Source organism: Arthrobacter sp. 10T44, from assembly GCF_056393885.1.
Genome location: NZ_JBFTGT010000001.1, coordinates 738,704 through 759,847 on the forward strand (window position 1 = coordinate 738,704; position 21,144 = coordinate 759,847).

General features: G+C 67.5%; 21 protein-coding genes. 10 read left to right on the forward strand and 11 right to left on the reverse strand.

All coding sequences use genetic code 11. The features are described 5' to 3' along the window. Positions 1-272: 272 nt before the first annotated feature. The 4 genes from AC1DBL_RS03465 (at position 273) to AC1DBL_RS03480 (ending at position 4,599) form a co-directional block, all read left to right on the forward strand. A complete protein-coding gene (locus AC1DBL_RS03465; protein WP_476925468.1) occupies positions 273-1,601 on the forward strand; it encodes an ammonium transporter in 1,329 nt (442 codons plus the stop codon). A 52-nt stretch (positions 1,602-1,653) separates the two neighbouring features. After that, a complete protein-coding gene (locus AC1DBL_RS03470) occupies positions 1,654-3,528 on the forward strand; it encodes a Na+/H+ antiporter (protein WP_441416739.1) in 1,875 nt (624 codons plus the stop codon). A 34-nt stretch (positions 3,529-3,562) separates the two neighbouring features. Beyond that, positions 3,563-3,880, forward strand: coding sequence for a DUF6221 family protein (locus tag AC1DBL_RS03475; RefSeq protein WP_175323884.1), 318 nt, complete (start codon positions 3,563-3,565; stop codon positions 3,878-3,880). Positions 3,881-3,948: 68 nt separating this feature from the next. Continuing rightward, positions 3,949-4,599, forward strand: coding sequence for an NADPH-dependent F420 reductase (locus AC1DBL_RS03480; protein WP_441416738.1), 651 nt, complete (start codon positions 3,949-3,951; stop codon positions 4,597-4,599). An 82-nt stretch (positions 4,600-4,681) separates the two neighbouring features. On the opposite strand, the gene AC1DBL_RS03485 is transcribed toward AC1DBL_RS03480, so the two are convergent. Both AC1DBL_RS03485 and AC1DBL_RS03490 read right to left on the reverse strand, forming a co-directional pair. Next, on the reverse strand, positions 4,682-5,449 hold the full coding sequence (locus tag AC1DBL_RS03485; RefSeq protein WP_476925469.1) for a hypothetical protein: 768 nt from the start codon (positions 5,447-5,449) through the stop codon (positions 4,682-4,684). A 91-nt stretch (positions 5,450-5,540) separates the two neighbouring features. Further along, complete coding sequence (locus AC1DBL_RS03490) at positions 5,541-6,137, reverse strand: DnaJ family domain-containing protein (RefSeq protein ID WP_476925470.1); 597 nt, start codon at positions 6,135-6,137, stop codon at positions 5,541-5,543. A 201-nt stretch (positions 6,138-6,338) separates the two neighbouring features. Between AC1DBL_RS03490 and AC1DBL_RS03495 the strand changes: the two genes are divergently transcribed. Together AC1DBL_RS03495 and AC1DBL_RS03500 are read left to right on the forward strand one after the other, a co-directional pair. Further along, positions 6,339-6,572 carry a hypothetical protein gene (locus AC1DBL_RS03495; protein ID WP_476909300.1) on the forward strand — a complete coding sequence of 78 codons (234 nt, stop codon included), beginning with the start codon at positions 6,339-6,341 and terminating at the stop codon, positions 6,570-6,572. A gap of 162 nt (positions 6,573-6,734) precedes the next feature. After that, positions 6,735-8,768, forward strand: coding sequence for a glycosyltransferase family 2 protein (locus tag AC1DBL_RS03500; protein WP_476925471.1), 2,034 nt, complete (start codon positions 6,735-6,737; stop codon positions 8,766-8,768). A gap of 97 nt (positions 8,769-8,865) precedes the next feature. Here the strand turns inward: AC1DBL_RS03500 and AC1DBL_RS03505 are convergent, their stop codons facing one another. The 3 genes from AC1DBL_RS03505 to AC1DBL_RS03515 form a co-directional block, all read right to left on the reverse strand. Further along, positions 8,866-9,777 carry an MBL fold metallo-hydrolase gene (locus tag AC1DBL_RS03505; RefSeq protein ID WP_476925472.1) on the reverse strand — a complete coding sequence of 304 codons (912 nt, stop codon included), beginning with the start codon at positions 9,775-9,777 and terminating at the stop codon, positions 8,866-8,868. A 2-nt stretch (positions 9,778-9,779) separates the two neighbouring features. Next, complete coding sequence (locus AC1DBL_RS03510; protein ID WP_476925473.1) at positions 9,780-11,468, reverse strand: long-chain-fatty-acid--CoA ligase; 1,689 nt, start codon at positions 11,466-11,468, stop codon at positions 9,780-9,782. 123 nt (positions 11,469-11,591) lie between these two features. Next, complete coding sequence (locus tag AC1DBL_RS03515; RefSeq protein ID WP_476925474.1) at positions 11,592-12,371, reverse strand: SDR family NAD(P)-dependent oxidoreductase; 780 nt, start codon at positions 12,369-12,371, stop codon at positions 11,592-11,594. 93 nt (positions 12,372-12,464) lie between these two features. On the opposite strand from AC1DBL_RS03515, the gene AC1DBL_RS03520 reads away from it, so the two are divergent. Further along, positions 12,465-13,004 (forward strand): TspO/MBR family protein, encoded by a 540-nt coding sequence (locus AC1DBL_RS03520; protein ID WP_476925475.1) that lies wholly within the window; start codon positions 12,465-12,467, stop codon positions 13,002-13,004. A gap of 78 nt (positions 13,005-13,082) precedes the next feature. Here the strand turns inward: AC1DBL_RS03520 and AC1DBL_RS03525 are convergent, their stop codons facing one another. The 4 genes from AC1DBL_RS03525 to AC1DBL_RS03540 form a co-directional block, all read right to left on the reverse strand. After that, the gene (locus AC1DBL_RS03525) at positions 13,083-13,580 is read right to left on the reverse strand and encodes an SRPBCC family protein (protein ID WP_441416729.1); all 498 of its coding nucleotides are present in this window, start codon (positions 13,578-13,580) and stop codon (positions 13,083-13,085) included. 12 nt (positions 13,581-13,592) lie between these two features. Continuing rightward, positions 13,593-13,982 carry an ArsR/SmtB family transcription factor gene (locus AC1DBL_RS03530; RefSeq protein ID WP_476909295.1) on the reverse strand — a complete coding sequence of 130 codons (390 nt, stop codon included), beginning with the start codon at positions 13,980-13,982 and terminating at the stop codon, positions 13,593-13,595. A gap of 53 nt (positions 13,983-14,035) precedes the next feature. Then, positions 14,036-15,988: an ATP-binding protein gene (locus AC1DBL_RS03535; protein ID WP_476925476.1), complete on the reverse strand. Its 1,953-nt coding sequence runs from the start codon at positions 15,986-15,988 to the stop codon at positions 14,036-14,038. Positions 15,989-16,116: 128 nt separating this feature from the next. Continuing rightward, a complete protein-coding gene (locus AC1DBL_RS03540; RefSeq protein WP_441416726.1) occupies positions 16,117-16,548 on the reverse strand; it encodes a DUF7793 family protein in 432 nt (143 codons plus the stop codon). 196 nt (positions 16,549-16,744) lie between these two features. On the opposite strand from AC1DBL_RS03540, the gene AC1DBL_RS03545 reads away from it, so the two are divergent. The 3 genes from AC1DBL_RS03545 to AC1DBL_RS03555 all read left to right on the forward strand — a co-directional run bounded on the left by AC1DBL_RS03545 (position 16,745) and on the right by AC1DBL_RS03555 (position 20,226). Continuing rightward, positions 16,745-17,773 carry a DUF6454 family protein gene (locus AC1DBL_RS03545; protein WP_476925477.1) on the forward strand — a complete coding sequence of 343 codons (1,029 nt, stop codon included), beginning with the start codon at positions 16,745-16,747 and terminating at the stop codon, positions 17,771-17,773. A gap of 28 nt (positions 17,774-17,801) precedes the next feature. Then, positions 17,802-19,523: a phospholipase C gene (locus tag AC1DBL_RS03550; RefSeq protein WP_476925478.1), complete on the forward strand. Its 1,722-nt coding sequence runs from the start codon at positions 17,802-17,804 to the stop codon at positions 19,521-19,523. Positions 19,524-19,656: 133 nt separating this feature from the next. Beyond that, positions 19,657-20,226: a hypothetical protein gene (locus tag AC1DBL_RS03555; protein ID WP_476925479.1), complete on the forward strand. Its 570-nt coding sequence runs from the start codon at positions 19,657-19,659 to the stop codon at positions 20,224-20,226. A 30-nt stretch (positions 20,227-20,256) separates the two neighbouring features. Here the strand turns inward: AC1DBL_RS03555 and AC1DBL_RS03560 are convergent, their stop codons facing one another. Then, on the reverse strand, positions 20,257-20,637 hold the full coding sequence (locus tag AC1DBL_RS03560) for a hypothetical protein (protein WP_476925480.1): 381 nt from the start codon (positions 20,635-20,637) through the stop codon (positions 20,257-20,259). A 74-nt stretch (positions 20,638-20,711) separates the two neighbouring features. Continuing rightward, the gene (locus tag AC1DBL_RS03565; RefSeq protein WP_441416721.1) at positions 20,712-21,062 is read right to left on the reverse strand and encodes a DUF3846 domain-containing protein; all 351 of its coding nucleotides are present in this window, start codon (positions 21,060-21,062) and stop codon (positions 20,712-20,714) included. Positions 21,063-21,144: the final 82 nt, after the last annotated feature.

The following is a 21,144-nucleotide window of genomic DNA, read 5'->3' on the forward strand; positions in this document are numbered from 1 at the left end:
CGGCACCCGTTTCGACGGTTCCCTGCCGGTTCGACGCTAGGAAACGTCCGGTGTGCACGGAACCGTCGAAACGGCGGGGGAACCGCGCCGGATAGCCGCCGTTTACCTCCCGGAAACAAACCCGACACGCGCCCTTCACGAAGGGACGATTTCTGTAACTTCCCCGCAACGTTGCGCCCGACTGCCTGAAACACGCCGCCGGGAGGATTGAACCCGGTTGGGGACCGGCGGCGAGGTGTCCCGGTACGGCGATTTGTTGGAAGGGAACGCAGGTGGAACTCACCGCGGGAAACGTCTGGATCATGTTCTCGGCAGCCCTAGTGCTGCTGATGACCCCCGCCCTCGGGCTCTTTTACGGCGGCATGACCCGGGCCAAGGCCTCCCTGAACATGATCATGATGAGCTTCGTCTCGGCCGGCATCGTGGGTGTCGTTTGGGTACTCTGGGGCTACTCGATGACCACCGGCAAGGGCTTCCTGGGCATCTTCGGGGATCCCTTCGCCAACTTCGGGCTGGCCAGGCTCATGGGCTCCCCCGACCTCCTCAAGGCCGGCTTCAGCGCAACCTTCGCGATCATCACCGTCGCCCTGATCAGCGGCGCCATCGCCGACCGCGCCAAGTTCACCGCCTGGGCGCTCTTCGTTCCGGTTTGGATCACCGTCGTCTACTGCCCGCTGGCCTTCATGGTCTGGGGCGGCGGGCTGATGAGCGCCGGCGGTGCCGTGAGTTCCGTCTTCGGCCAGGTGATCGACTTCGCCGGCGGCACCGTGGTGGAAATCAGCTCCGGCACCGCCGCCCTGGTCCTGGTCCTGATCCTGGGCAACCGCCACGGCTTCGGCAAGGACCCGGCACACCGCCCGCACAACATCCCGTTCATCATGCTCGGCGCCGGGATCCTCTGGTTCGGCTGGTTCGGCTTCAACGCCGGTGCCGCGACGACGGTGGAACAGGCGGGCCTGATCTGGGTCAACACCCTCGCCGCCCCCGCGGCCGCCATGCTGAGCTGGCTCGTGGTCGAAAAGGTCCGCCACGGCCACCCCACCTCGCTCGGTGCGGCCTCCGGCGTGGTGGCCGGCCTCGTCGCGATCACTCCCTCCTGCGCCAACGTCAGCCCGCTCGCCGCCGTCGGACTGGGCCTGGTGGCCGGCGCCGCCTGCTGCGTGTTCGTGGACTTGAAGTACAAGTTCGGCTTCGATGACTCGCTCGACGTCGTCGGCGTCCACCTCGGCGGCGGGCTGATCGGCACGCTCGCGCTCGGCCTCATCGCCCTGCCGGCGGACGGACATGGCGGAGGGCTCTTCTACGGCGGCGGCCTGCACCAGCTGGTCGCCCAGACGGTCGCCGTGCTGATCACTTTCACGCTGTCCGGCCTGGCCACGGCGGTCATCGGGCTCGCGATCCACAAGGCCGTCGGTTTCCGTGTCAGCCACGAAGCCGAGGTGGCCGGCGTGGACCGCTCCGAGCACGCCGAAACCGCCTACGAATTCGACGGCCTGGCCCACAGCCGCTTCAACCCGTTCGGCCACCACGCCCAGGCGCACCACGCCGCCGCTGCACCGCACGGCCAGCAGGAGCGCGTCAAGGAAGACAGCCTCGCCTAAGCGCGGCCGGGCACGGAGCACGGCCGAATCAACCGCCTGACAGAATGGCCTCATGGAACTCGCCCTCGGACTGCTGGTTCTCGTGGCCGTTGTCTGTGCCGGCAGCGCACTGGGCCGGAAGCTCAACGTTTCCGTTCCCCTGCTGCTGGTGCTGGCCGGCGTCGCGGGGTCCTTCCTCCCCTTTGTCCCGCGCATTGAGCTGAACCCGGAGCTGGTCCTCGTCGGGCTGTTGCCCCCACTGCTTTACGCCGCCGCCTTGCGGACCTCGCTCTTCGATTTCGGTTCCAACCGCCGCGCCATCGCGCTGCTCTCGGTGGGCTACGTCATCTTCGGAACCCTCGCCGTCGGCTTCGTGGTCTGGTGGCTGTTCCCGGAAATCCCGCTGGCCGCCGCGATCGCCCTGGGCGCCGTCGTCGCACCGCCGGATGCCGTGGCCGCGACGGCCATCGCCCGGAAGGTGGGCATGCCCCGCCGGATTGTTACCATCCTGGAGGGCGAATCCCTGGTCAACGACGCCACCGCGCTGGTCTGCCTGCGCGCCGCCATCGCGGCGATCGCCGGGACCGTGTCCGCGGCCGGGATCGCCGGCGGCTTCCTGCTCGCGGCCGGCGGCGGGCTGGTGGTCGGCCTGGCTGCCGCCTACGTGCTGACCGAGCTCCGCAAGCGGATCCGCAACGTCGCGATCAACACCTCGACATCGCTGATGGCCCCGTTCGTCGCCTACCTTCCGGCCGAGGCGATCCACGCTTCCGGTGTCCTCGCCGTCGTCGTCACCGGGCTCGTAATGGGAACCAAAGCGCCGTCCATGCCCAACGGCGCGGCCCGGCTGAGCCAGCGAAGTAACTGGAACACGGTGCAGTTCCTGCTGGAAAACTCCGTGTTCCTGCTGATCGGACTGCAGGTCCGGACCATCATCGAGGGCATCCAGGACGACTCGCTTGGCGCCGGCCGGATCTGGGCGGGCTGCGCGGTGATTCTGCTGGCGGTGTTGCTGCTCCGGCCGGTGTGGGTCTTCCCGGCGACATACCTGCCCCGGCTGATTCCGAGCGTGCGGCGCGATGACCCGGCGCCGCCGTGGCAGTTCGCCGCGATCGTGTCCTGGGCCGGGATGCGCGGGGTGGTGACGCTGGCCGCGGTGCTGGTGCTGCCCGCGGACCTGGAGCACCGGTCCGTGCTGATCCTGGCCGCGATGGTGGTGGTCGGCGGGACGCTGGCGTTGCAGGGCTTCACCCTGCCGGCACTGGTCCGGCTGCTCCGGGTCCAGGGCCCGGACCAGCGCGAGGATGCCCTGAACCAGGCGTCCCTGATGCAGCTGGCTACCGCGGCCGGGGTGGAGCGGCTGCAGGAACTGCGCACCGACAACGACCCGCCGGAGGTGGTGGCCATGCTCAAGCGGCGCACCCAGGAGCGCGGGCTGGCGGCCTGGGAGCGGCTCGGCCGGCCGACCTCGGAGGCCGCAACCCCCAGCCAGCGCTATGCCCAGCTGCGGCTCGCCATGCTGGAAGCCGAACGGGCCAAGGTGCTGGAACTGCGGCGCGGCGGCGCCTACGCCCACGAGGTTCTCAGCGAGGTTCTGGACCGGCTGGACGTTGAGGAATCCATGCTGGACATCTCGCTTGAGGAGCTGGACACCCCCGCCGAGGGCGGCGGCGAAGGGATCGCGAGGCCCGGCGGGGTATGCGGCCACCTCGAGTCCGCACCCGACCCCGACGTTCCGCACGAGCCCTTCTGCGCGGACTGCCGCCGCGAAGGCACGACGCCGGTACACCTCAGGATGTGCCTGGCGTGCGGGAACGTGGGCTGCTGCGATTCCTCCCCCGGCACGCACGCCTCCCGGCACTTCGAAGCGACCGGCCACCCCGTCATGCGCAGCATCGAACCGGGCGAGGACTGGCGCTGGTGCTACGAGGACGACCTGCTCGGGTGATGCCAAGTCCGCCCGCCGCGCGTACCCTCGGTTTGTGGACATTGTTGAGTTTCTGTCCGAGCGCATTTCCGAGGACGAGGCGGCAGCCCGGACACTCCTCAGCGACCGGACCGTCTCCAAATCCGGCGAATGGTACGAACAACGGCTGCTGCTCGAATGCGAGGCAAAGCGGAGGCTGATCGGCGTCGTCGAAGCGGCTCGGCAGTCGGCGCTGGCCTCGATGGTCAGCGACTCACTCCAGGAGGCCCACTGGGCGCCGCGGTCGCTGGACTGGATGGAGCGCTCCCTGCAGGCCTTGGCGTTGCCCTATTACGACCACCCGGACTTCGAGCAAGGCTGGTTGCACCCCTGAACTGCGGCCCGCCACGCCCGGCCCGCGTCCCCTGAAATATCCGCGGCCGGGATGCCGTTAGCCCGGATATGACAACAATCGGAATCATCGGTGCAGGACACATTGGCAGCCAGCTCGCCCGGAAGGCGGTCCAGCTCGGCTACGACGTCGTGATCAGCAACTCCCGGGGGCCGGAAACCCTGGCGGAACTCGTCGCCGAACTGGGCCCGCATGCCCGCGCGGCAACCGCGGCGGAGGCTGCGGCGGCCGGCGATTTCGCCGTCGTCACGGTCCCGCTGAAGAACATCAAGGACATCCCGGCGGAACCGCTTGCGGGCAAGATCGTGGTCGACACGAACAACTACTACTGGGAGCGCGACGGACGGTTCCCGGCGCTCGACAACGGCGAGGCCACCACCTCGGGGCTGCTCCAGGAGCACTTGCCCAAATCCAAGGTCGCCAAGGGCTTCAACCACATCATGTCCACCCAGATCGCCACCGACGGCACCCCGGCCGGCACGGAGAACCGCCGCGCACTGGCCACCGCGAGCGACTTCCCGGAGGCGGCGGAGCTTGTGACGCGGCTCTACGACGAGTTCGGCTTCGACACCGTCAACATCGGCCCGCTCTCCGAAAGCTGGCGCGTGGAACGGGACCGCCCGGCCTACGTCGTCCGCCAGAATGCGGCCGAACTGCGGGAAAACCTGGCGAAGGCGCCGCGCACCGTCCGCGCGCACTAGCCCGCCGAGGTGACAGTTCACGGCAGTGTTCCGCCTGGACACTGCCGTGAACTGCCACTTCGCGCAGCCTGAACCGCCGGGTTCACCGTGGCGTGCGGCCGAGGGACGGCGCCCGCTTCGGCCAGGCAACAACCAGCAGCCACACGGACCACACCAGGATCAGGGCTATTCCTGCCAGCGTGGGAATGGTGTTTGCCGCCGAGAATCCCTCGGAGCCGATGATCCAGCCCTGGGCAAGGTAGGCCAGCCCGGAGACCGCCATCGGATATCCGGCCAGTCGCGCGGACCCGCCCGCGCCGACAACCACGGCGCCGGTCAGGACCAGCGCGGCGCCCAGCACATAGCTCTGGTAGCTCCGCATGCCCCACTCCAGCCACCGGACACCCTCGGCGGTCGCAAAGCGGGCTGCCTTCTCCGGTTCCGCCGCGGCAGCCCAGGCGTCCACGGCCTGCTTGAGGGCCACCCCGTCGACGGCCTGCAGCGCGGCGTACAGCGCCAGCGCGGTCACGGCCGCAACAGCACCGAACCGCGCCGCCCAGGCAATCGGCCCCTCCGGCGCCTTCAGCATCATCAGCAGGACCAGCAACCCGGCGACCAGAAGCGCCATACCGGCGAACTGACCCAGGTGGACCGCGGTCCAGATGCCGCTTCGGGCGTACTCGGCGAAGGTCGCCGGGTGGTCGTTCGCGCTGGCCGAATCGGCATGAAACAGCCCGGCAACCACGGAGACCGCGAAGCCGGCAAACGCCAAGGCGGAGCCCAGGCGCAACCGGGCAGGTGGCGGCTGCCCCGGTTCGGCCGAATCCGCCGGCCGCGGGCTTTGGCTGCCCTCGGTTCCCAACTTTTTCATGGGCATCGCCCGCCTCGTGCCGACGCGCAATTGCGCGATGGGTTCTTCTAATCGCAGGCTACGCTGGTTGGACGCTCGGGACCACAGCGTTCTAGCTGCGCTTCCAGAGCCGGCGCCACCAAGGCCGTTGCGGTTCCGGCTCGGCCGGGGCCACGACGGCGGCCCGGGCCGCCCGGCGGTCGCGCCAGCGGGCCACCTCGGCGTCGACGTCACGGGTCTTGGTGATGACCGGCGGCCCGCCTTGAAGCTGCCGGCGGGCGTCGACCACGCGGGCGTTGAAGTCGGCCAGGATATCGCGCACCTGTTTCTCCGTGAACTGGGCATCCAGGCGGGCGTCGAGTCCGGCGTCCTCCGTGCGGAGCAGGATCGCCGTCGGGCCCAGGCCGGTGATGTTCTCGCGCTGGAGCAAACCCTTCACCCACCAGTCCGGGTCGTAGACTTCGCCGAGGCCCGGGATGGGTTTGCCCGCGTACTTCAGGTTGTCGAACTTCCCCTGCGCCATGGCGTCGCGGATCAGGTATTCGGCCTTGGCCGCGTCGTCTACCTTTGCGCGTTTTTGCCTGAGTTCCTCCTCGGCGGCGCTCAACTCGTCGTTCTCCTGAACCGTGCTGCCGCTGGCCCGGATGGAGCGCAACTCGGCCGCCCGTTCCACCCGGCGCCGGAACGCCGAGCCTCCCCCGCCGCTCATGAGCCACCGTCCTTCCCGGCTGCCGGAATCCCAAATCTGGGTTCAAGTATGCGCAAATCAAGGCGGCGGCAAAAGGTGCGGCAGCGATGAGACGGGAACCTAACCCCCCGGTAACGCGGCGTTAATCCGCCCGTGCGAGGCTGGTGACTTCGGATTAGCACAGAACCCTTCCTGCACAGCAGATCCCAAGGAGTCTCAGCCGTGAACAGCCAAGAGCACAATCCGTCCGACAGCCCCCTGCCCTCCAGCGGCGGCGCTTCGCCCCACGAGCTGAGCAGCACGCACGTCACCCATGTCCGGGAAGACGTGGCCATGGCCGGCCGCTGCGCCAACGTCCATCTGCCCACCGGGCGCACCTGCACCCTGCCGGTCCGCCATCCGGGCGCGTGCAGCTTTGTCGAGCCCGAGGAAGCGGAGACCATCGCAGTTCACTAGGCTCGCAACCGCGCGGGCACCCCGCGAAAACGGCCCCGCAAAAACGGCCCGCCCGCGGCACAGCCGCAGTTTTCTGCAAGGAAAAACGGCACCCTCAGCCGGGCGCGCCGCCCCGCAGCTATGATCAGATTTTTAGCAGCCGATCTAGCTGAGGGAGATCAGGTGCCCCGTGAGGCCCTGCGGCTGCGCTCCGAAAGCGCGCCGTCTGAAGAACCACCCGCCGCCAACACCAGTGCGGCACCGCCATCCCGCCCTGCGCCACTCGACGCCACGTCGCTGACCCGAGCGGGTATTGCAGGCTGGGCCGCCCGGCTGGGACCCCCCGGGCCGGAGGCGCCCAGGTCCCGTCGGCTGGCCCACGTGGGCGGCATCGCCGCCATCGTTGCCCTGGTCCTGTACCTGGCCTGGCGCCTGCTGTTCACGCTGCCGTCTGGCGAGTGGAACCTGACCATCGCCTGGATTCTGTTGACCTTCGAGGCCCTGCCGCTGGCTGGCCTGATCCTGAAGGCGTGGTCCGTGTGGAACATCGACAGCCACCCGCCGGCCCCTGTGGCCGAAGCCCCCAACGGCATGCGGGTGGCAGTCCTGATCCCCACGTACAACGAGCCCATCGAAGTCCTAACGCCCACGGTGGCGGCGGCCTGTGAGCTTGCCCCGGCGCACGAAACGTGGGTTCTCGACGACGGTGACCGGCCCTGGGTGGAGGAAATGTGCGCGGCCTACGGCGCCCGGTATGTCCGCCGCGAGGTCCACGACCATGCCAAGGCCGGCAACATGAACCACGCCCTGGGCCTGATGGCCGCAGACCGTGCCGCGGGCGGCCCCGGCATAGACATCATTGCGGTGCTCGACTGCGATCATGTTCCGCTTCCGACTTTCCTCACCGCTACCCTGGGCTGGTTCGAGGACCCAGAGGTCGCCCTGATCCAGGGTCCGCAGTCGTTCTACAACGGCGGCGCGTTCGACGACGATGGCATCACCGGCGAGCAGGGCACTTTCTTCAACGTCCTCATGGCCTCCCGTAACGTCCTCGGCGCAGGACCGTTCTGGTGCGGGTCGACGTCGTTGTTGCGTGTGAGTGCGCTGGAAGAGGTGGGCGGCGTCGCCACCGAAACCATCACCGAGGACATGCACACCACGCTGAAACTCATCCGGCGCGGCTGGCGGACCGTCTACCACCACCAGACCCTCGCCGTCGGGCTTGCACCGGCGACGCCGGACCAGTACCTGCTGCAGCGCCGGCGCTGGGGCATGGGGGCGATGCAGATCCTCGTGCACGAGAAGTTGTGGGCTGCAAAGGGCTGGATGTCGTGGCGGAATTACCACGAGTACCTCAACGGCACGCTGTGGTGGCTGGAGGGCATCGCAACGCTTGTGGCCTTCCTGATTCCGGTCCTGATCATGGTTTCCGGGGCGCAGACCTCCACCGCCGGGCCCCTTTTGTTCCTCGGGGTCTTCCTGGTCATGTTCACAGTGCGGCTTTGGGGTTCGAAGCAACTCATGCGGAACGAAATCCACTGGCCCACAGCCTTCGCTTTGCGGATCTTCCGCGTACCGGTGGGCCTGGCATGTTTCTGGTGGCTTATGTCCCGCAACGTCCTCGAGTTCCAGGTCACACCTAAGGGAGCCGCGGATTCACGGCTCCGCGGCCGCACGCCACGCATCCTAATCGTGATGGTTGTCCTGATCACCGCAGTCATTCTCTACGCTGCGGCCGGGCTGGCCGGACTGGTTCCCTGGCGCACCACGGCAGGTTCCACGGTGGCGTCGGGCGCGTGGCTGGTGCTGGCCGGCGCTGTTCTGGTTCTGGGCACACGGCGGATCCGGGCCGTCGAATTCGCCACCTCCCGCCGCAACGCCTATCGCGTGGAAGTCGCGGCGCCGGTGGAGGCAGCGGGCACCAGGGGTGAACTTCTGGACATTTCAGTGGGTGGCGCGGCCGTCCGTTTCCCGCACGGAACACTTCCAGCGTCCGGCGTGATCATGCTCCGGCTGCCGGAGGCGGACCCGGTCCCGCTGCGGGTCGTCAGGCTCACGGAGCAACCGGACGGATCCCAGGTCGCCTCCCTGCGGGCAGCCGACGACGACTGGGCCGTCCACCGTGCGCTCTCGCTGTGGATCTTCCACACGCCCGCCGGGGCGCTGCCCGAATTCCCGCCCGGAGTACCCGCTGCCGCGTCCCTGCGGGGGCGCTGACAACAGGCCCCTTGGCCCCTCGCCGCGCGCAGCGAGATTACAGTTCGCGGCAGTGTTGCGCCCAAACATTGCCGCGAGGTGCCATCTCGGGGGCTTTTCAGTTGTTCAGGCAGAGCACGAAGCCGGGGAAGACATGGCGGCCGGGACGCCCGCCGACGACGTCGATCGCCCGGCCGAGCTCCTGTAGCTGCTCCACCGACATCTGCAGCGGCGGTTCGTCCGGCTGGTGGGTGGTGTAGATCGGGTAGTCGACGCCGGGTTCCCGAGACATTTCGATGTGGCAGCCGATGACATGGCTGACGGGGTGCGCGGCGCAGAACCGGATCAGCCGGTCGATCGTGTCCACAAACGCCGGCCAGTCGTGGATGTAGAGGCGCCCGGGGTAAACGGTGTCTCCGGTGAGCAGGATGCCGGTGTACGGGTCGTAGAACGTGACGGCGGCGCTGTGGTGTCCCGGGCTGGGCCAGCACTCCAGGACCCGGCCGCCCAGATCCACCCGGGACCGCCGGTCTGCGCGACCGCCTGTGGGACCGCCGGCGGGACCGCCGTCGTCGTCCTCAAATCCGAAGAACTCCCACGCGCTGCGCTGCTCAGCATCCACCACAAGGGTGCCCGGCCGGCCCGCGAACTGGGCATCGCCCGCAACATGGTCACCGTGCGGATGGGTGTGCAGGACCAGCAGCCCATAGTCCTCACGGGGGTGCTCGGCCAGCCAGGCGTCGATCAGTCCGTCGACGACGCGGCGCAGCGGGAAGAACTCCGCGGAGGCCGTGGCGCCGGTGTCGATCAGCACGGCCCGGGCGTCGCCGAACAGCAGGAACATGAACGGCGCCTCGTAGTTGACCGCCATGTTCTGGCGCAGCACGAAGGTGTGCTCGTCATAGGCGTGCACCTGGAGGTCGGGGTCCGTGTTGTGTTTCGCCGACTCCGAGCCGTGGATCCATGACACGTTGAGGTCACCGGGACGGGGCACTTCGGAGGTGAAGTCGATCGCTGCGGAGGCTCCCATGGCTACAGTCCCGGCACGACTTGTTCGCGGACCTGCTTGCGGAGGATTTTGCCGAGCATGGAGCGGGGAAGATCCGGCACCGGGACGATCCGGCGCGGGACCTTGTAGCCGGCGAGGTGCTCGCGGCAGTGGGCGCGGAGGGCGTCTTCGTCCAGTGCGGTGCCCGGTTCAAGTTCGACGGCGGCCACCACCATTTCTCCGCCGCGCTCCAGCGGCTTGCCCACGACGGCGGCGTCCCTGACATCCGGGTGCAGGCGCAGCACCGCTTCCACCTCGGTGGGCGACACGTTGAAACCGCCGGTGATGATGAGTTCCTTGGCCCGGTCCACCACGGTGGTGAAGCCGTCCGGGTCCACGGTCACGACGTCGCCGGTGCGCAGCCAGCCGTCGGCGGTGAGGGTTTTCGCGGTTTCCTCGGGGTTGTTCCAGTAGCCCTGGAAGACCTGTGGCCCCTTGATCAGCAGCTCGCCCGGCTGGCCCTGGGGGACCTCCACGGTCGGGTCGTCGACGTCGACGACCTTCATCAGGGTCGACGGGAACGGGACGCCGATGGTCCCGGTGCGGCGGGTGGGGTGGAAGGGGTTGCCGAGCGCCACGGGGGAGGATTCGGTCATGCCGTAGCCCTCCACCAGCAGGCCGCCGGAGACGGATTCCCAGAGCTCCACGACATGGTCCGGCAAGTTCATGGCGCCGGAGATGCAGTACTTGCAGGAGCGCAGCGAGACGCCCTTCTCCTTCGCGGCCATCGCGGTGCGCTCGTAGATCGGCGGGACCGCGCAGTACACGGTGGCGGGCGACTTCTTCATCGCGTCCAGCACCAGGTCCGGGTCGAACTTGGGGAACAGGACCAGCAGGCCCTGCTTGCGGATGCCGTAGGTCAGATACAGCGTCATGCCGAAGGCGTGGAACATCGGCAGGATCGCGTAGAACACTTCCTTGCGGTACTCCGCGCCGGCCATCCAGGCTTCCCCCTGCAGGGCGTTGGAGTACAGGTTGAAGTGAGTGAGCATCGCACCCTTGGGCCGCCCGGTGGTGCCCGAGGTGTACTGGATCGCGGCGAGGTCGTTCACCGAGGGACGCGGGTGCGCGGGGTCGATCCTGCCGTGGCCCAGGAGCTGCTTCCACGGCGTGGTTCCTGGCGCTGGGGCGGTCAGCGAGGCCCGCGCTTCGCGCAGCTTCTGGACCGGCAGGGCCAAGGCCAGGCGCTTAGCCGCAGGGAACGCCTCAAGCAGGTTGACCGAGACCACGTGGTCGATTTCGATGTCTGCGGGGAACTCGCGGATGGCGGCGGCGGCCTTGTCCCAGGCGATCACGACGCGGGCCTGGTGGTCCTCGAACTGGTGCCGCAGTTCGCGGGAGGTGTACAGCGGGTTATGTTCGACGACGACGGCGCCCAGGCGCAGCACCGCGTAAAAGGCGACGACGTGCTGTGGGCAGTTCGGCAGGATCAGCGCGACCCGGTCGCCGGCCCGGACACCAAGTCGGCGAAGCCCCTCGGCGGCCCGGTCCACCTGCTCGCCGAGCTCCGAGTAGCTGGTCCGGCGGCCGAAGAATTCCAGCGCGGGGGCGGTTCCGGCCTCGGCCACGGACCGCTCCAGCATCGCGACGAGCGACTCCGTGGGCAATTCGATCTCGGCCGGGACGCCCGGCTGGTAGTTCTTCACCCAGGGCTGCTGGTCGGTATGCTCCATGCCCACATCATTTCGCGAACTTCGGGCTGAGGGCGAATCCCGGGCCCCGCCCACCCAACTAGCTGGCAGTTGTTGTCGTTATGAGCCCTCAAAACGACAACTACTGCCAGTCAGTTGGGCGTCCTACAGCGCGGACCAGCCGCCGTCGGACGCAAGGATGGCACCGTTGACGTTGGTGCCGTCGTCGCCGAGCAGGAAGGTGATCGAGGCCGCCAGCTGCGCCGCTGTGGCCGGGGTCGGGATGTTGGCGCCCATCAGCGGGCCCAGCCGCTCGGCGGCCAGCTGGGAGCCCCAGTCGGCGACGATGTTGGTGATCGTTGCCCCGGGCGCCACCGCGTTGAAGCGCAGCCCCTTCGGCCCGTACATCACCGTGGAGTTCTTGGTCAGGCCGACGACGGCGTGCTTGGACGCGGTATAGGCGGCGCCGGCGGCGGACCCCCGCAGGCCGGCCTCGGAAGTCACATTGACCACGGAGCCGGTGCCGGCCTCGAGCATCAGCGGCACAACGGCGCGGGTCAGGCGCATCAGGGCGGTGACGTTGATCCGGAAGACCCGCTCCCAGACGGCGTCGTCCACCTCGTGGATCGGGGCGAAGTTGTCCATGATGCCTGCGACGTTCGCGAGCGCGTCCACGCGGCCGCCCGCGGCGGCCACGACGGCGGCGACCGTTTCCTCGGTGGAGATGTCGCCGGCCACCGGCACAAGATCCAGACCCGCGTTCCGGGTCACGAGGTCATCCAGACGTTCCTTGCTGATGTCCGCCGCGATGACCTTGCCGCCCTCCTTCGCGACGCGCAGCGCGGTGGCCAGGCCGATGCCGGAGCCGGCGCCCGTGACGATAACGGTCCTGCCGGCAAAACGGCCCGGAGTGATGGTTTCCTGCCATGAAGCTTCGTTGCCCATGATGTCCTTCCAGACGTAGATGACGGTGACGACTGCGCAAGGTCCCGCCGTCGTAGTTTGACGGGAGGGCGCACGGTTGTCCACAGTGGGTCAGTGCTCTTGAACGTTGAACAAAGCGCCCCGGGCACCCGTGCCCCCGGCACCCGCCCGCCGCGGCAGCAGATTGCGGCCCTCATCGGTTTTCTGGCGGCTTCCTTGGCCGTATCGCTAATCGGTTCGCTGCCGATCAGGATGAACAGCGACTGGTACGCGGCCGCGGACACGGCGCCGTGGACCCCGCCGGGGTGGATGTTCGGCTCGGCGTGGCTGGTACTTTACGCGGCCATGGCCGTGGCGGCGTGGCTGGTGTGGCGGCAACGGCTCTTCCCGCGCCGCGAGGCGCTCAGAGTCTACGGCGGGCTGCTGCTGCTGAACCTTTTGTGGCCGCTGATGTTCTTCGGCCTCTATCCGGTGATGGGCACCGCGGCCCTGTGGCTGGCGCTGCTTGTGATCGCCGCCCACGCCGCGTTTGCGACCGTGGCCGTGCTGCACTTCGGGCCGATCAGCACGACTGCCGGGGTGCTGATGCTGCCCTACGTTTCGTGGCTGGTGTTCTCGGCCAGCCTGAACCTGTACGCGGCCTTGAACAACTAGTTCAAAGCCAGAGGACGACGGCGGGCTGAGTTCCGCCGTCGTCCTCCTGGTTAATGCTCTGGCACGTTCGCCCGTCGCTCAGGCGTTGGCGTGCTCGGCGAGGATCGCGTCCACCTGGCCGAGGGCGCCCTTCATGCCCTCCTCCATGCCCATGGCGACGATCTTCTCCATCTGCTCCTCCGTCTCGAAGGTGGACAGCACGGTCATCCGGGTGCGGTCGCCGGTCGGCTCCAGCGTCACGACGCCATGGATCGTGCCCATCTCGGCCACCGGCTCGCCATTGTCGTCCGAGAAGCCGTCGTCGAACTCCAGGCCGCGAGGGGCATCGATGGCGACGAAGCGCCACCAGCCGCGGGCTTTCTCCCCGTCCGGTCCCGTCATGTAGTAGCTCGCCTCGCCGCCGGGGACAAAGTCGTGCTTCTCGAAGGTGGCCGGCCAGGTGGGCGGGCCCCACCAGCGCTCGAGCTGGCGCGGATCCGCCCAGATCTGCCAGACGCGCTCGACGCCGGCGTCGAACTCCGCGACGACGCTGAGGCTCAGGGCCTCAAGATTCTTGACTGAACTGATGACTGTCATGTCGAACCCTTCCTATGCTTCTGCTCCGCTGGTTTCTGCCTTGCCTGCTGACTTCTCGTTGGCTTGTGGATCCGCTTGGCCCAGCAAGTCGGCGATCCGTTCGGTCCGCTGCCGCCAAATGACCTCGTACTCATCGAGCAGACTGCGGGCCTTGTACAAGCCCGCGTGGTTGGCCCGCACAATCTGCTCCCTTCCGCGCTTCTCCTTGGTCACCAGGGAAGCGCGTTCCAGCACCGCCACATGCTTCTGTACGGCGGCGAAACTCATGGCGTAGAGCGCGGCGAGCCCGGAAACGGAGTACTCCCCCACCGTCACGCGGCGCACGATGTCGCGGCGGGTCGAGTCGGCGAACGCCTGGAACAAGCGGTCGACTGCTTCGTCACTCAACTGATCTACAACCATTTGGTTGTAGAATAGGCCCGCGCCAAAGGAGTGTCAATGGGTGGCCGTGCGCCTCACCCCAGGAACGTCCGGTGGATGTCGCTGCCGTAGCGGCCGATGATGTCCCGCTTGGCTCTCCTGAAAGCTTCGAGGTCTCCGGCGTGGCCGTGCTGCTCCACGCGGCGCCGGGCTAGCTCGTCCGCGATCACGTCCAGGAAGAGTTCGGCCAACAAAAGGCGCGCCGAATCGCGGAAGCGTCCGCGGCCGTCAACGTACAGCTGGACCGTGGGCGCAGCGGTATTGATGATGACCTTCCGTTCGTCCACGCTGTAGACGGCACGGTCGGCACTGTTGTGCAGGCTGCGAAACTCGTAGCCGGTGAAGAGGTCGACGCCGTGGTCCCGGCTCGGGCGGCGGGCCTCCGGGTGCGCCGCCGGCTGCACCGGCGCATCGGCGGGCACCGCATGATGCGGGGGCTGGTCGGCACTGCGGTGCGAGGCGTGTTCGGCGATGACGATTTCGCACAACGCCCAGTAGTCGCCGGCCCGGACGGTCACCTGGCCCCGTTCGTCCGGCCGCTCCCCCGTCACGGTCCATTCGAGCCGCCGCGCCTCCCCCAGCGCGCCGACGGCGATCGGGACAGGTTCCGGTTCGATCCGCAGCGTGCCGGGCAGGTCCACCTCGAACGTGAGCATTCCGTCGGGCAACCGGGCCGGATCCAGCAGCAGGGAAACACGGAACGGATGCCCCGGCGGACGGTAGTAGAAGGGGGTGGTGAAGCGCAACGCCGCGGGCCGCTCCCCCGCAGGGGAGCCGCCACCGGGCGCCGGGGAGGTTTCCAGCCCCAGGTCGACGACGGCGGCCTCGTTCATGTGCTGCAGCAGGTGCTCGATCATTTCGGCGGTGCGCCCGGAGGTGGTGGCGCGCTCAAGATGCGTGAGCTTTTCCTTCTCGGCCTGCACGGCGCCGGCGATCATCCGGCTGACCGCCTCGGAAAACGCCGCCACAAAGGGGTCCCGGGGGTTCAGTCCCTCGCGTTCGTCGCTGATGATCGCCCGGCCGCGGCCCAGCATCCCGGTCAGCGCGTCACAGGATACGACGCCGAAGAGGTATTCGGTGCCCACCTGGTTTTCGAACGCGAACAGCTGGCAATCCAGTGCGGCCATCCCGGACAGAACGACGAGGCCGTTGGTGCGCTCGTCTCCCTTGAGTGTCAGCTCGGTCCCTGTGGCACGTTTCAACGTCAGGGTGAACGGATACGCCCGGCCTTCAAAGCTGACGCTTCCGCCCTGGTCCGGGCCGAGCAGCAGGTCCGCAGGCGGCTCCTGGAACCTTACCGGCTCACTTCTGTGCTCGCCCGATCCGGGCTGGCCGTGCTCCAGCTCCACGCTGCGCCGGCCCAGCACCGCACGCAGGTAGAAGTTGTCGGACAGGGACTGCAGCAGGGTGCTGTACTGGGTGATCCGGACGCGGGGATTGTCGACGACGATGCTCACCCGGGTGCCGCTGGCAGCCGGTGCTTCGTCGATCCCCAGCCGGGCGTAGTCGGCCGGGAACGCGCGGCGGTCCTCGCCGCCGTCGTCGTAGAGGTAGCCGCCGTTCTCGCCGCGGAAGACGTCGATCCGGGTGAAGCGGCCGCCCTGGATGGTCTCGATCCAACCGTGGCCCAGGCCGAAGATCGCTTGCTTGAGGCCGCGGCCGAAGTAGCCGCGGCCATCACCCTCGCCGCGCGCGAGCGGGCTGTGCGCGCCGCCGTAGCTGAGGATCCGGCCGGCCTGATCGAAGGACATCCCTTCCGCCTGGTCGCTGACCATCAGCACGGCCCCGGTGAGGTGCCGCTCGTACCGGAGATGGATCCGGCCACTGACGTGGGCGCCGGCCTTTTCGAGCCGCGCGTAGCTGTCGTCGCTGTTGGTAATCAGCTCCACGAGCGCTTTCTCCACCGAGGCGAAGCGCCGCGAGTCGATCCCGATCACGCGCTGGTCCACTTGGATTTCGGCAACCGTCATGCTGATTCCCTCGCTCACAACTGAAGTTGCTGCCGGCCGTTCCTCAACCCGTAGCCGCAGGTCCGGCCCGATACGTGGAGCGTAGCAGTTCCGGGCTATTTGGCGCGGGTGTGCGAAATCGAGGCAGCGGCGAGGGCGGTCGGCTGCTAGTGCGAGGCGGGCCTGGGAACCGAGGCTTCCAGGTCGTCCGTCCCAAGTTCTGCCGGGCTCTCGATAAAGCCGCTCAGCCACGCGACGGCGTCGGGCCGAGAGGTGAAGAATTCGTGAGGGTATTTTGTGTCCCGGCTCGTGGCAGCGGCCACGACGCGGTCGACAGCGCTGGAGCCAAGGACCGCAATGGCGAGAACGTCGACAGACTTGGCGAACTCGTACCGGGCGGCGGCGCTGATTTCCACGTCAGTCATGACGGAGAGCATCGGCATCTGCCGGCCCTGGCTGATCAACTCGGTGGCCCGCATGGCATCCCGGGCGTCACCGACGTCGACAAACGAGCCGGGGGCCCAGACGGACTCGATGATGCCGTCGCTGATGCGGAGGGAATTCTTCCCGTTCGCGGCGCGGATTGGTTCTGGCATCATCTGGCCAATTCTAGGCGCGCTCAGTCCGCTCGCGTGGACAACACGGCGCAGAAGAGTGCCTCCATCCTCGACCGTTTGCCGGCAAAGCGGCCGCCATGGGGGAAGCCGGCTGTTTACCAGCCCTCCATCAAGGGTTCATTACCGATAAGTAACTTGGGGTGGTCCTGTTGAGAACCATCCATTGAGAGGCTCCCCCATGAGCGCGACTCGAACCCGAGGCATCCTCACGGCCGCCGCAGCCTTCGTCCTGGCGGCGTCCGCAATCGGCGGCACGGCGGCAGCCCAGGCCGCCGGCACCAACGATCGGCCCAACGCAAACAACGCCGGTTCCGGCAGCCACCGCGAAACGGACAGCGCGCTGGCCGAGGCCTTTAACGGCGTCGACCGCAGCACGAACTGGCAGCAGACCGGCAAGCTGAAGCTGAAGTTTCCGACGTACCACACGGAAGGAATCGCTTTCAGCCAGGACCACATCTTCCTCTCGGCCGTGCAGATCATCGAGCCGACCACAAAGTTCCCGTCCCCGCAGGGAGGATTCGACCGCACGGCGGGCAAGGGCGTCGGCCACTTGTTCGTCATGGACAAGGCCGGGAATCTGCAGAAGGACATCATCCTGGGCGAGGGCGACATGTACCACCCCGGCGGCATCGACTTCGACGGCGCCAACGTCTGGGTTCCTGTTGCCCAGTACCGGCCCAGCAGCGGCGCCATCATCTACCGGGTGGACGCAAAAACCCTCGACGTGCACAAGCAGTTCGAGGTGAAAGACCACTTCGGAGGCATCGTCATGGACAAGCAGACCGGCCACCTCGTGGGCAACACCTGGGGATCGCGGCGCTTCGCCGAATGGGACCTGCGCGGCAGGCAGCTCTCCACCTGGCAGAACCCGAACTACTTCATCGACTACCAGGACTGCCAGTACGTGCCGACCTCGAAGATGCTCTGTGGGGGCATCACCAACCTCCCGCAGGCCCCCGGAGCTGGCGGCCCCGGCGCCAGCTACGAACTCGGCGGGATGGCCATGATCGATCTCAAGTCCCGCAGCGTGACCCGCGACGTCCCGTTCCAGCAGTGGTCCACCGCCGGGCACGTGGGAACACGCAACCCGTTCAAAATGACCGCCGACGGGAACCACCTCACCTTGAAGCTGGCCCCGGACAACGGTGACGAGGGCAACGGCACCGAGATCCTCACCTACGAAGCCACCGTCGCCCCCGCCAAGTAGCGCGCCCAACGCCTTGGAAAAGAAACGATTGGATACCCCCTTGCAGCACTTCTCCCCTAACCGCTTCACCCGTAAACGCTTCGTTGCCGCCACGAGCGCCACCGCTCTGGCGGCATCGGCGCTGGCCGCCGGCCTGATCGGCGTTGGCGTGGGCCCGGCATCCGCCGGCGAAAAACACGAAGGAACCGCAACGCCGATCAAGCATGTGGTGGTGATCTTCCAGGAAAACGTCTCGTTCGACCACTACTTCGCCACCTATCCGAAGGCCGCCAACATTCCCGGTGAAACCCAGCAGGGCACCGGCACCAAGGCGGCTGCGTTCACCGCGGCCAAGAACACGCCGAAGAAGATCAACACGCTCGCCACCGCGGGCCTGCTGGCTCCGGACAACCCGAACGCCGCGCAGCCGGCCCGGCTTTCGCCCATGCAGGCCGTCACCTGCGACCAGGACCACAACTACGGCGCCGAGCAGAAGGCCTACAACGGCGGCGCGATGGACAAATTCGTTGAGTACACCAGCCGGGACTCCTGCGGTACCAACCAGTACGGCCGCCCCGGGTTGACGATGGACTACTACGACGGAAACACCGTCACGGGCATCTGGAACTACGCCCAGAACTACGCCATGAGCGACAACCACTTCAGCACCGTTTTCGGGCCCTCCACCCCGGGCGCGCTCAACCTGGTCTCCGGCCAGACCCACGGGGCCACCGAATACACTGCGGCCGGGCAGCCCGTGGCCACGCCGGCGGGCGGCAGCAGCACTGTCCGCCAGCCAGACGCGAACGGCGTTGGCACGGTCATCAACGACCCGGACCCGGTCTATGACGATTGCTCGAACAACAGCCACGCCAAGGCTGGCAACCTGGCCGGCATGAACGGCAAGAACATCGGCGACCTGCTCAGCGCAAAGGGCACGTCCTGGGGCTGGTTCCAGGGCGGCTTCACACCGACCACGCCCGCGACCGGAACCACCCCGGCGTCGTGCCTGTCCAGCCACACGAACGCCGCCGGCGCCAGCGTCGTTGACTACTCCCCCCACCACCAGCCGTTCCAGTACTACGCGTCCACCGCCAACCCGCACCACGTGGCGCCGGCGTCGGACGCAGAGATCGGCCACAACGGCAGGGCCAACCACCAGTACGACCTCACCGATTTCAACAAGGTGGTCAATACCGACAACATGCCGGCCGTCTCCTTCCTGAAGGCGGGGATGTACCAGGACGGCCACGCCGCCTACTCCGACCCGGTCGACGAGCAGAAGTTCATCACCAACACCGTCAACCAGATCCAGAAGTCCAAGAACTGGGAGAACACGGCCGTGGTGCTCGCCTACGACGACTCGGACGGCTGGTACGACCACGTCGCCGCCAAGGTGAAGAACTCTTCCAACAGTGCCGACGACGCCGCGTGGTGCCAGGGCGCCGCGGCCAGCGGCGTCCCGATGGCCGGCGGTTATGCCGACCGCTGCGGCCCGGGCCCGCGCCAGCCGCTGGTCGTTATTTCCCCCTTTGCGAAAAAGAACTTCGTGGACCACACCGAGACTGACCAGGCCTCGATCCTGCGTTTCATCGAGGACAACTGGCACACCGGCCGGATCGGCGACGCCTCCGCCGACGCCACCGCCGGCTCGGTGAATGGCATGTTCAACTTCAACAAGCAGCGCACCGGCAAGGTGCTGCTCGATGAACAGACCGGCGCGGTTGCGTCGATCACCAACAACGACGGCGACCCCAGCCGGCGGAGGTAACACGCGCCGCGACCTGCCGAAGGCGGGCGGCCATCCAGAGACGCCACCCGGCGATGGCCGGGTGGCGTCTCTGTGCTGGCTCATGGAAGCGCAATACCCGCCTCCAGGAATCAAACACCCTAGGATCTTCGACATGGAGACCTTCCTCTGGCCAGGCTGCGCGTCCGATCCCCAAGGTGAACCCAAGGTCGCCGTGCTTGTCCCGGGGGCGGGCTACAAAGTCGAATCTCCCCTGCTGTTCTGGCCCGCGGAGCAGCTGAAGGACCGCGGATGGCAAGTTCACGGAATCCGCTGGACCGAGGACGACGAGCCCGGCGATGATCCCCGCGGCTTCGCCGCCCGGGCGGTCGAACAAGCGTTATCCGGGGCCCCGCGCGCCGCCGAACGGCTCATCGTGGCCAAATCATTTGGAACCCTCGCTATTCCTTGGGCAGAAGAGGCTCAAGTACCGGGTGTTTGGCTTACGCCTATCCTCACGGATGGGGTGATTCGGAGAACGCTTACCGGCACTCGGAAACGTGATCTGCTGATCGGCGGCTCCAAAGACAAGCTATGGGTTATCGACGGCTTATCCGAGACTGCAGGCACGTTCGTCGAAATCCCGGGTGCCGACCACTCCCTGCAAATTCCGAACGATTGGCGCGCTTCCTTGTCGGCCCAGGTCCAGGCGTTCACTGCTGTCGAGAGCTTTCTGGCCGGCTAAGGCCGACGCCCTGGCCCAGCCCCGCGCAGCTCAGCCCAGGGCTACCAGGAACGCCAGGCCGGCCAGCACAAGGGACACCGGGACCATGACACGCCGTTCGTCCTTGCTCTTTGAGGCAAGGTTGGGCAGGACGCTGGACAGCAAATAGGCCGCGATCACCCACATTGCCACCACCGCAATGGAGGGCGCCGGCAGGACCGAAATCAATTCCGCCCGGTCCAGGGCAATCAGCGCAAAGGCAGCGTAAACGACGATCGACACGGCACTTCCGACGCGGAGCCGCGCCGGAAGCACCGCGCGTTGGCCGCCCCAGGCAAACCGGCCGAGCGGCAGCCCGACGATCAGCAGCAACTGAAACACGGCAAGTGCGCCGAGCACTGCACAGAACGCGAGGGGGATTTCCGGCACCATGAGCTGAAGACTAGCGGGCTGGACGGAGCGGCCGTGGTTACGGCGCGACCGTCAGCCGCGCTGCCGGTCCCTGCTCAGGCGATCAGCCGGGTGTCAAAGAACTCTTCCGCGAGCCGGATCAGGTGCTCAGGGACGTCGGCGTCCTCGCCATGGCCACCATGGCCGAGGATCACGGCGGTGCCCCGCGCGACGCCGGCAAGGTCCAGGCCGCAGTCGTTCATCAGTTGGGCGGCGCGCAGGTTCGCCGGGAGCTGGGTAATCACGCCTTCGGCGTTGAGGTAGACGTGCCAGTTTCCGCGGCTGACTCTTTCAAGGTCTCCGCCCACCAGCCCTTGTAGGGTTCGCTGGTCGGTTTCGATGGTTTCCACCCGGACAGGTTCGCTGATCCGGGCCGGGATTATCAGTGCTGTATATCTCTTAGTCATTTTAGGTCCGCTGTTAATAACAACGGCGTAGTTCGCCGTGTTCCCGGGGGCTGGAGGCAGCCCCGCCGCCCCGGGAGACCCT

Excerpts from the sequence above, each read along its gene's own strand:
- AC1DBL_RS03560 (WP_476925480.1), bottom strand. The coding sequence starts at position 20,637 with ATGGTGCCGGAAATCCCCCTCGCGTTCTGTGCAGTGCTCGGCGCACTT.
- AC1DBL_RS03540 (WP_441416726.1), bottom strand. The coding sequence starts at position 16,548 with ATGATGCCAGAACCAATCCGCGCCGCGAACGGGAAGAATTCCCTCCGC.
- AC1DBL_RS03530 (WP_476909295.1), bottom strand. The coding sequence starts at position 13,982 with ATGGTTGTAGATCAGTTGAGTGACGAAGCAGTCGACCGCTTGTTCCAG.
- AC1DBL_RS03515 (WP_476925474.1), bottom strand. The coding sequence starts at position 12,371 with ATGGGCAACGAAGCTTCATGGCAGGAAACCATCACTCCGGGCCGTTTT.
- AC1DBL_RS03565 (WP_441416721.1), bottom strand. The coding sequence starts at position 21,062 with ATGACTAAGAGATATACAGCACTGATAATCCCGGCCCGGATCAGCGAA.
- AC1DBL_RS03490 (WP_476925470.1), bottom strand. The coding sequence starts at position 6,137 with ATGAGCGGCGGGGGAGGCTCGGCGTTCCGGCGCCGGGTGGAACGGGCG.
- AC1DBL_RS03545 (WP_476925477.1), top strand. The coding sequence starts at position 16,745 with ATGAGCGCGACTCGAACCCGAGGCATCCTCACGGCCGCCGCAGCCTTC.
- AC1DBL_RS03555 (WP_476925479.1), top strand. The coding sequence starts at position 19,657 with ATGGAGACCTTCCTCTGGCCAGGCTGCGCGTCCGATCCCCAAGGTGAA.
- AC1DBL_RS03525 (WP_441416729.1), bottom strand. The coding sequence starts at position 13,580 with ATGACAGTCATCAGTTCAGTCAAGAATCTTGAGGCCCTGAGCCTCAGC.
- AC1DBL_RS03480 (WP_441416738.1), top strand. The coding sequence starts at position 3,949 with ATGACAACAATCGGAATCATCGGTGCAGGACACATTGGCAGCCAGCTC.
- AC1DBL_RS03510 (WP_476925473.1), bottom strand. The coding sequence starts at position 11,468 with ATGGAGCATACCGACCAGCAGCCCTGGGTGAAGAACTACCAGCCGGGC.
- AC1DBL_RS03505 (WP_476925472.1), bottom strand. The coding sequence starts at position 9,777 with ATGGGAGCCTCCGCAGCGATCGACTTCACCTCCGAAGTGCCCCGTCCC.
- AC1DBL_RS03485 (WP_476925469.1), bottom strand. The coding sequence starts at position 5,449 with ATGAAAAAGTTGGGAACCGAGGGCAGCCAAAGCCCGCGGCCGGCGGAT.
- AC1DBL_RS03470 (WP_441416739.1), top strand. The coding sequence starts at position 1,654 with ATGGAACTCGCCCTCGGACTGCTGGTTCTCGTGGCCGTTGTCTGTGCC.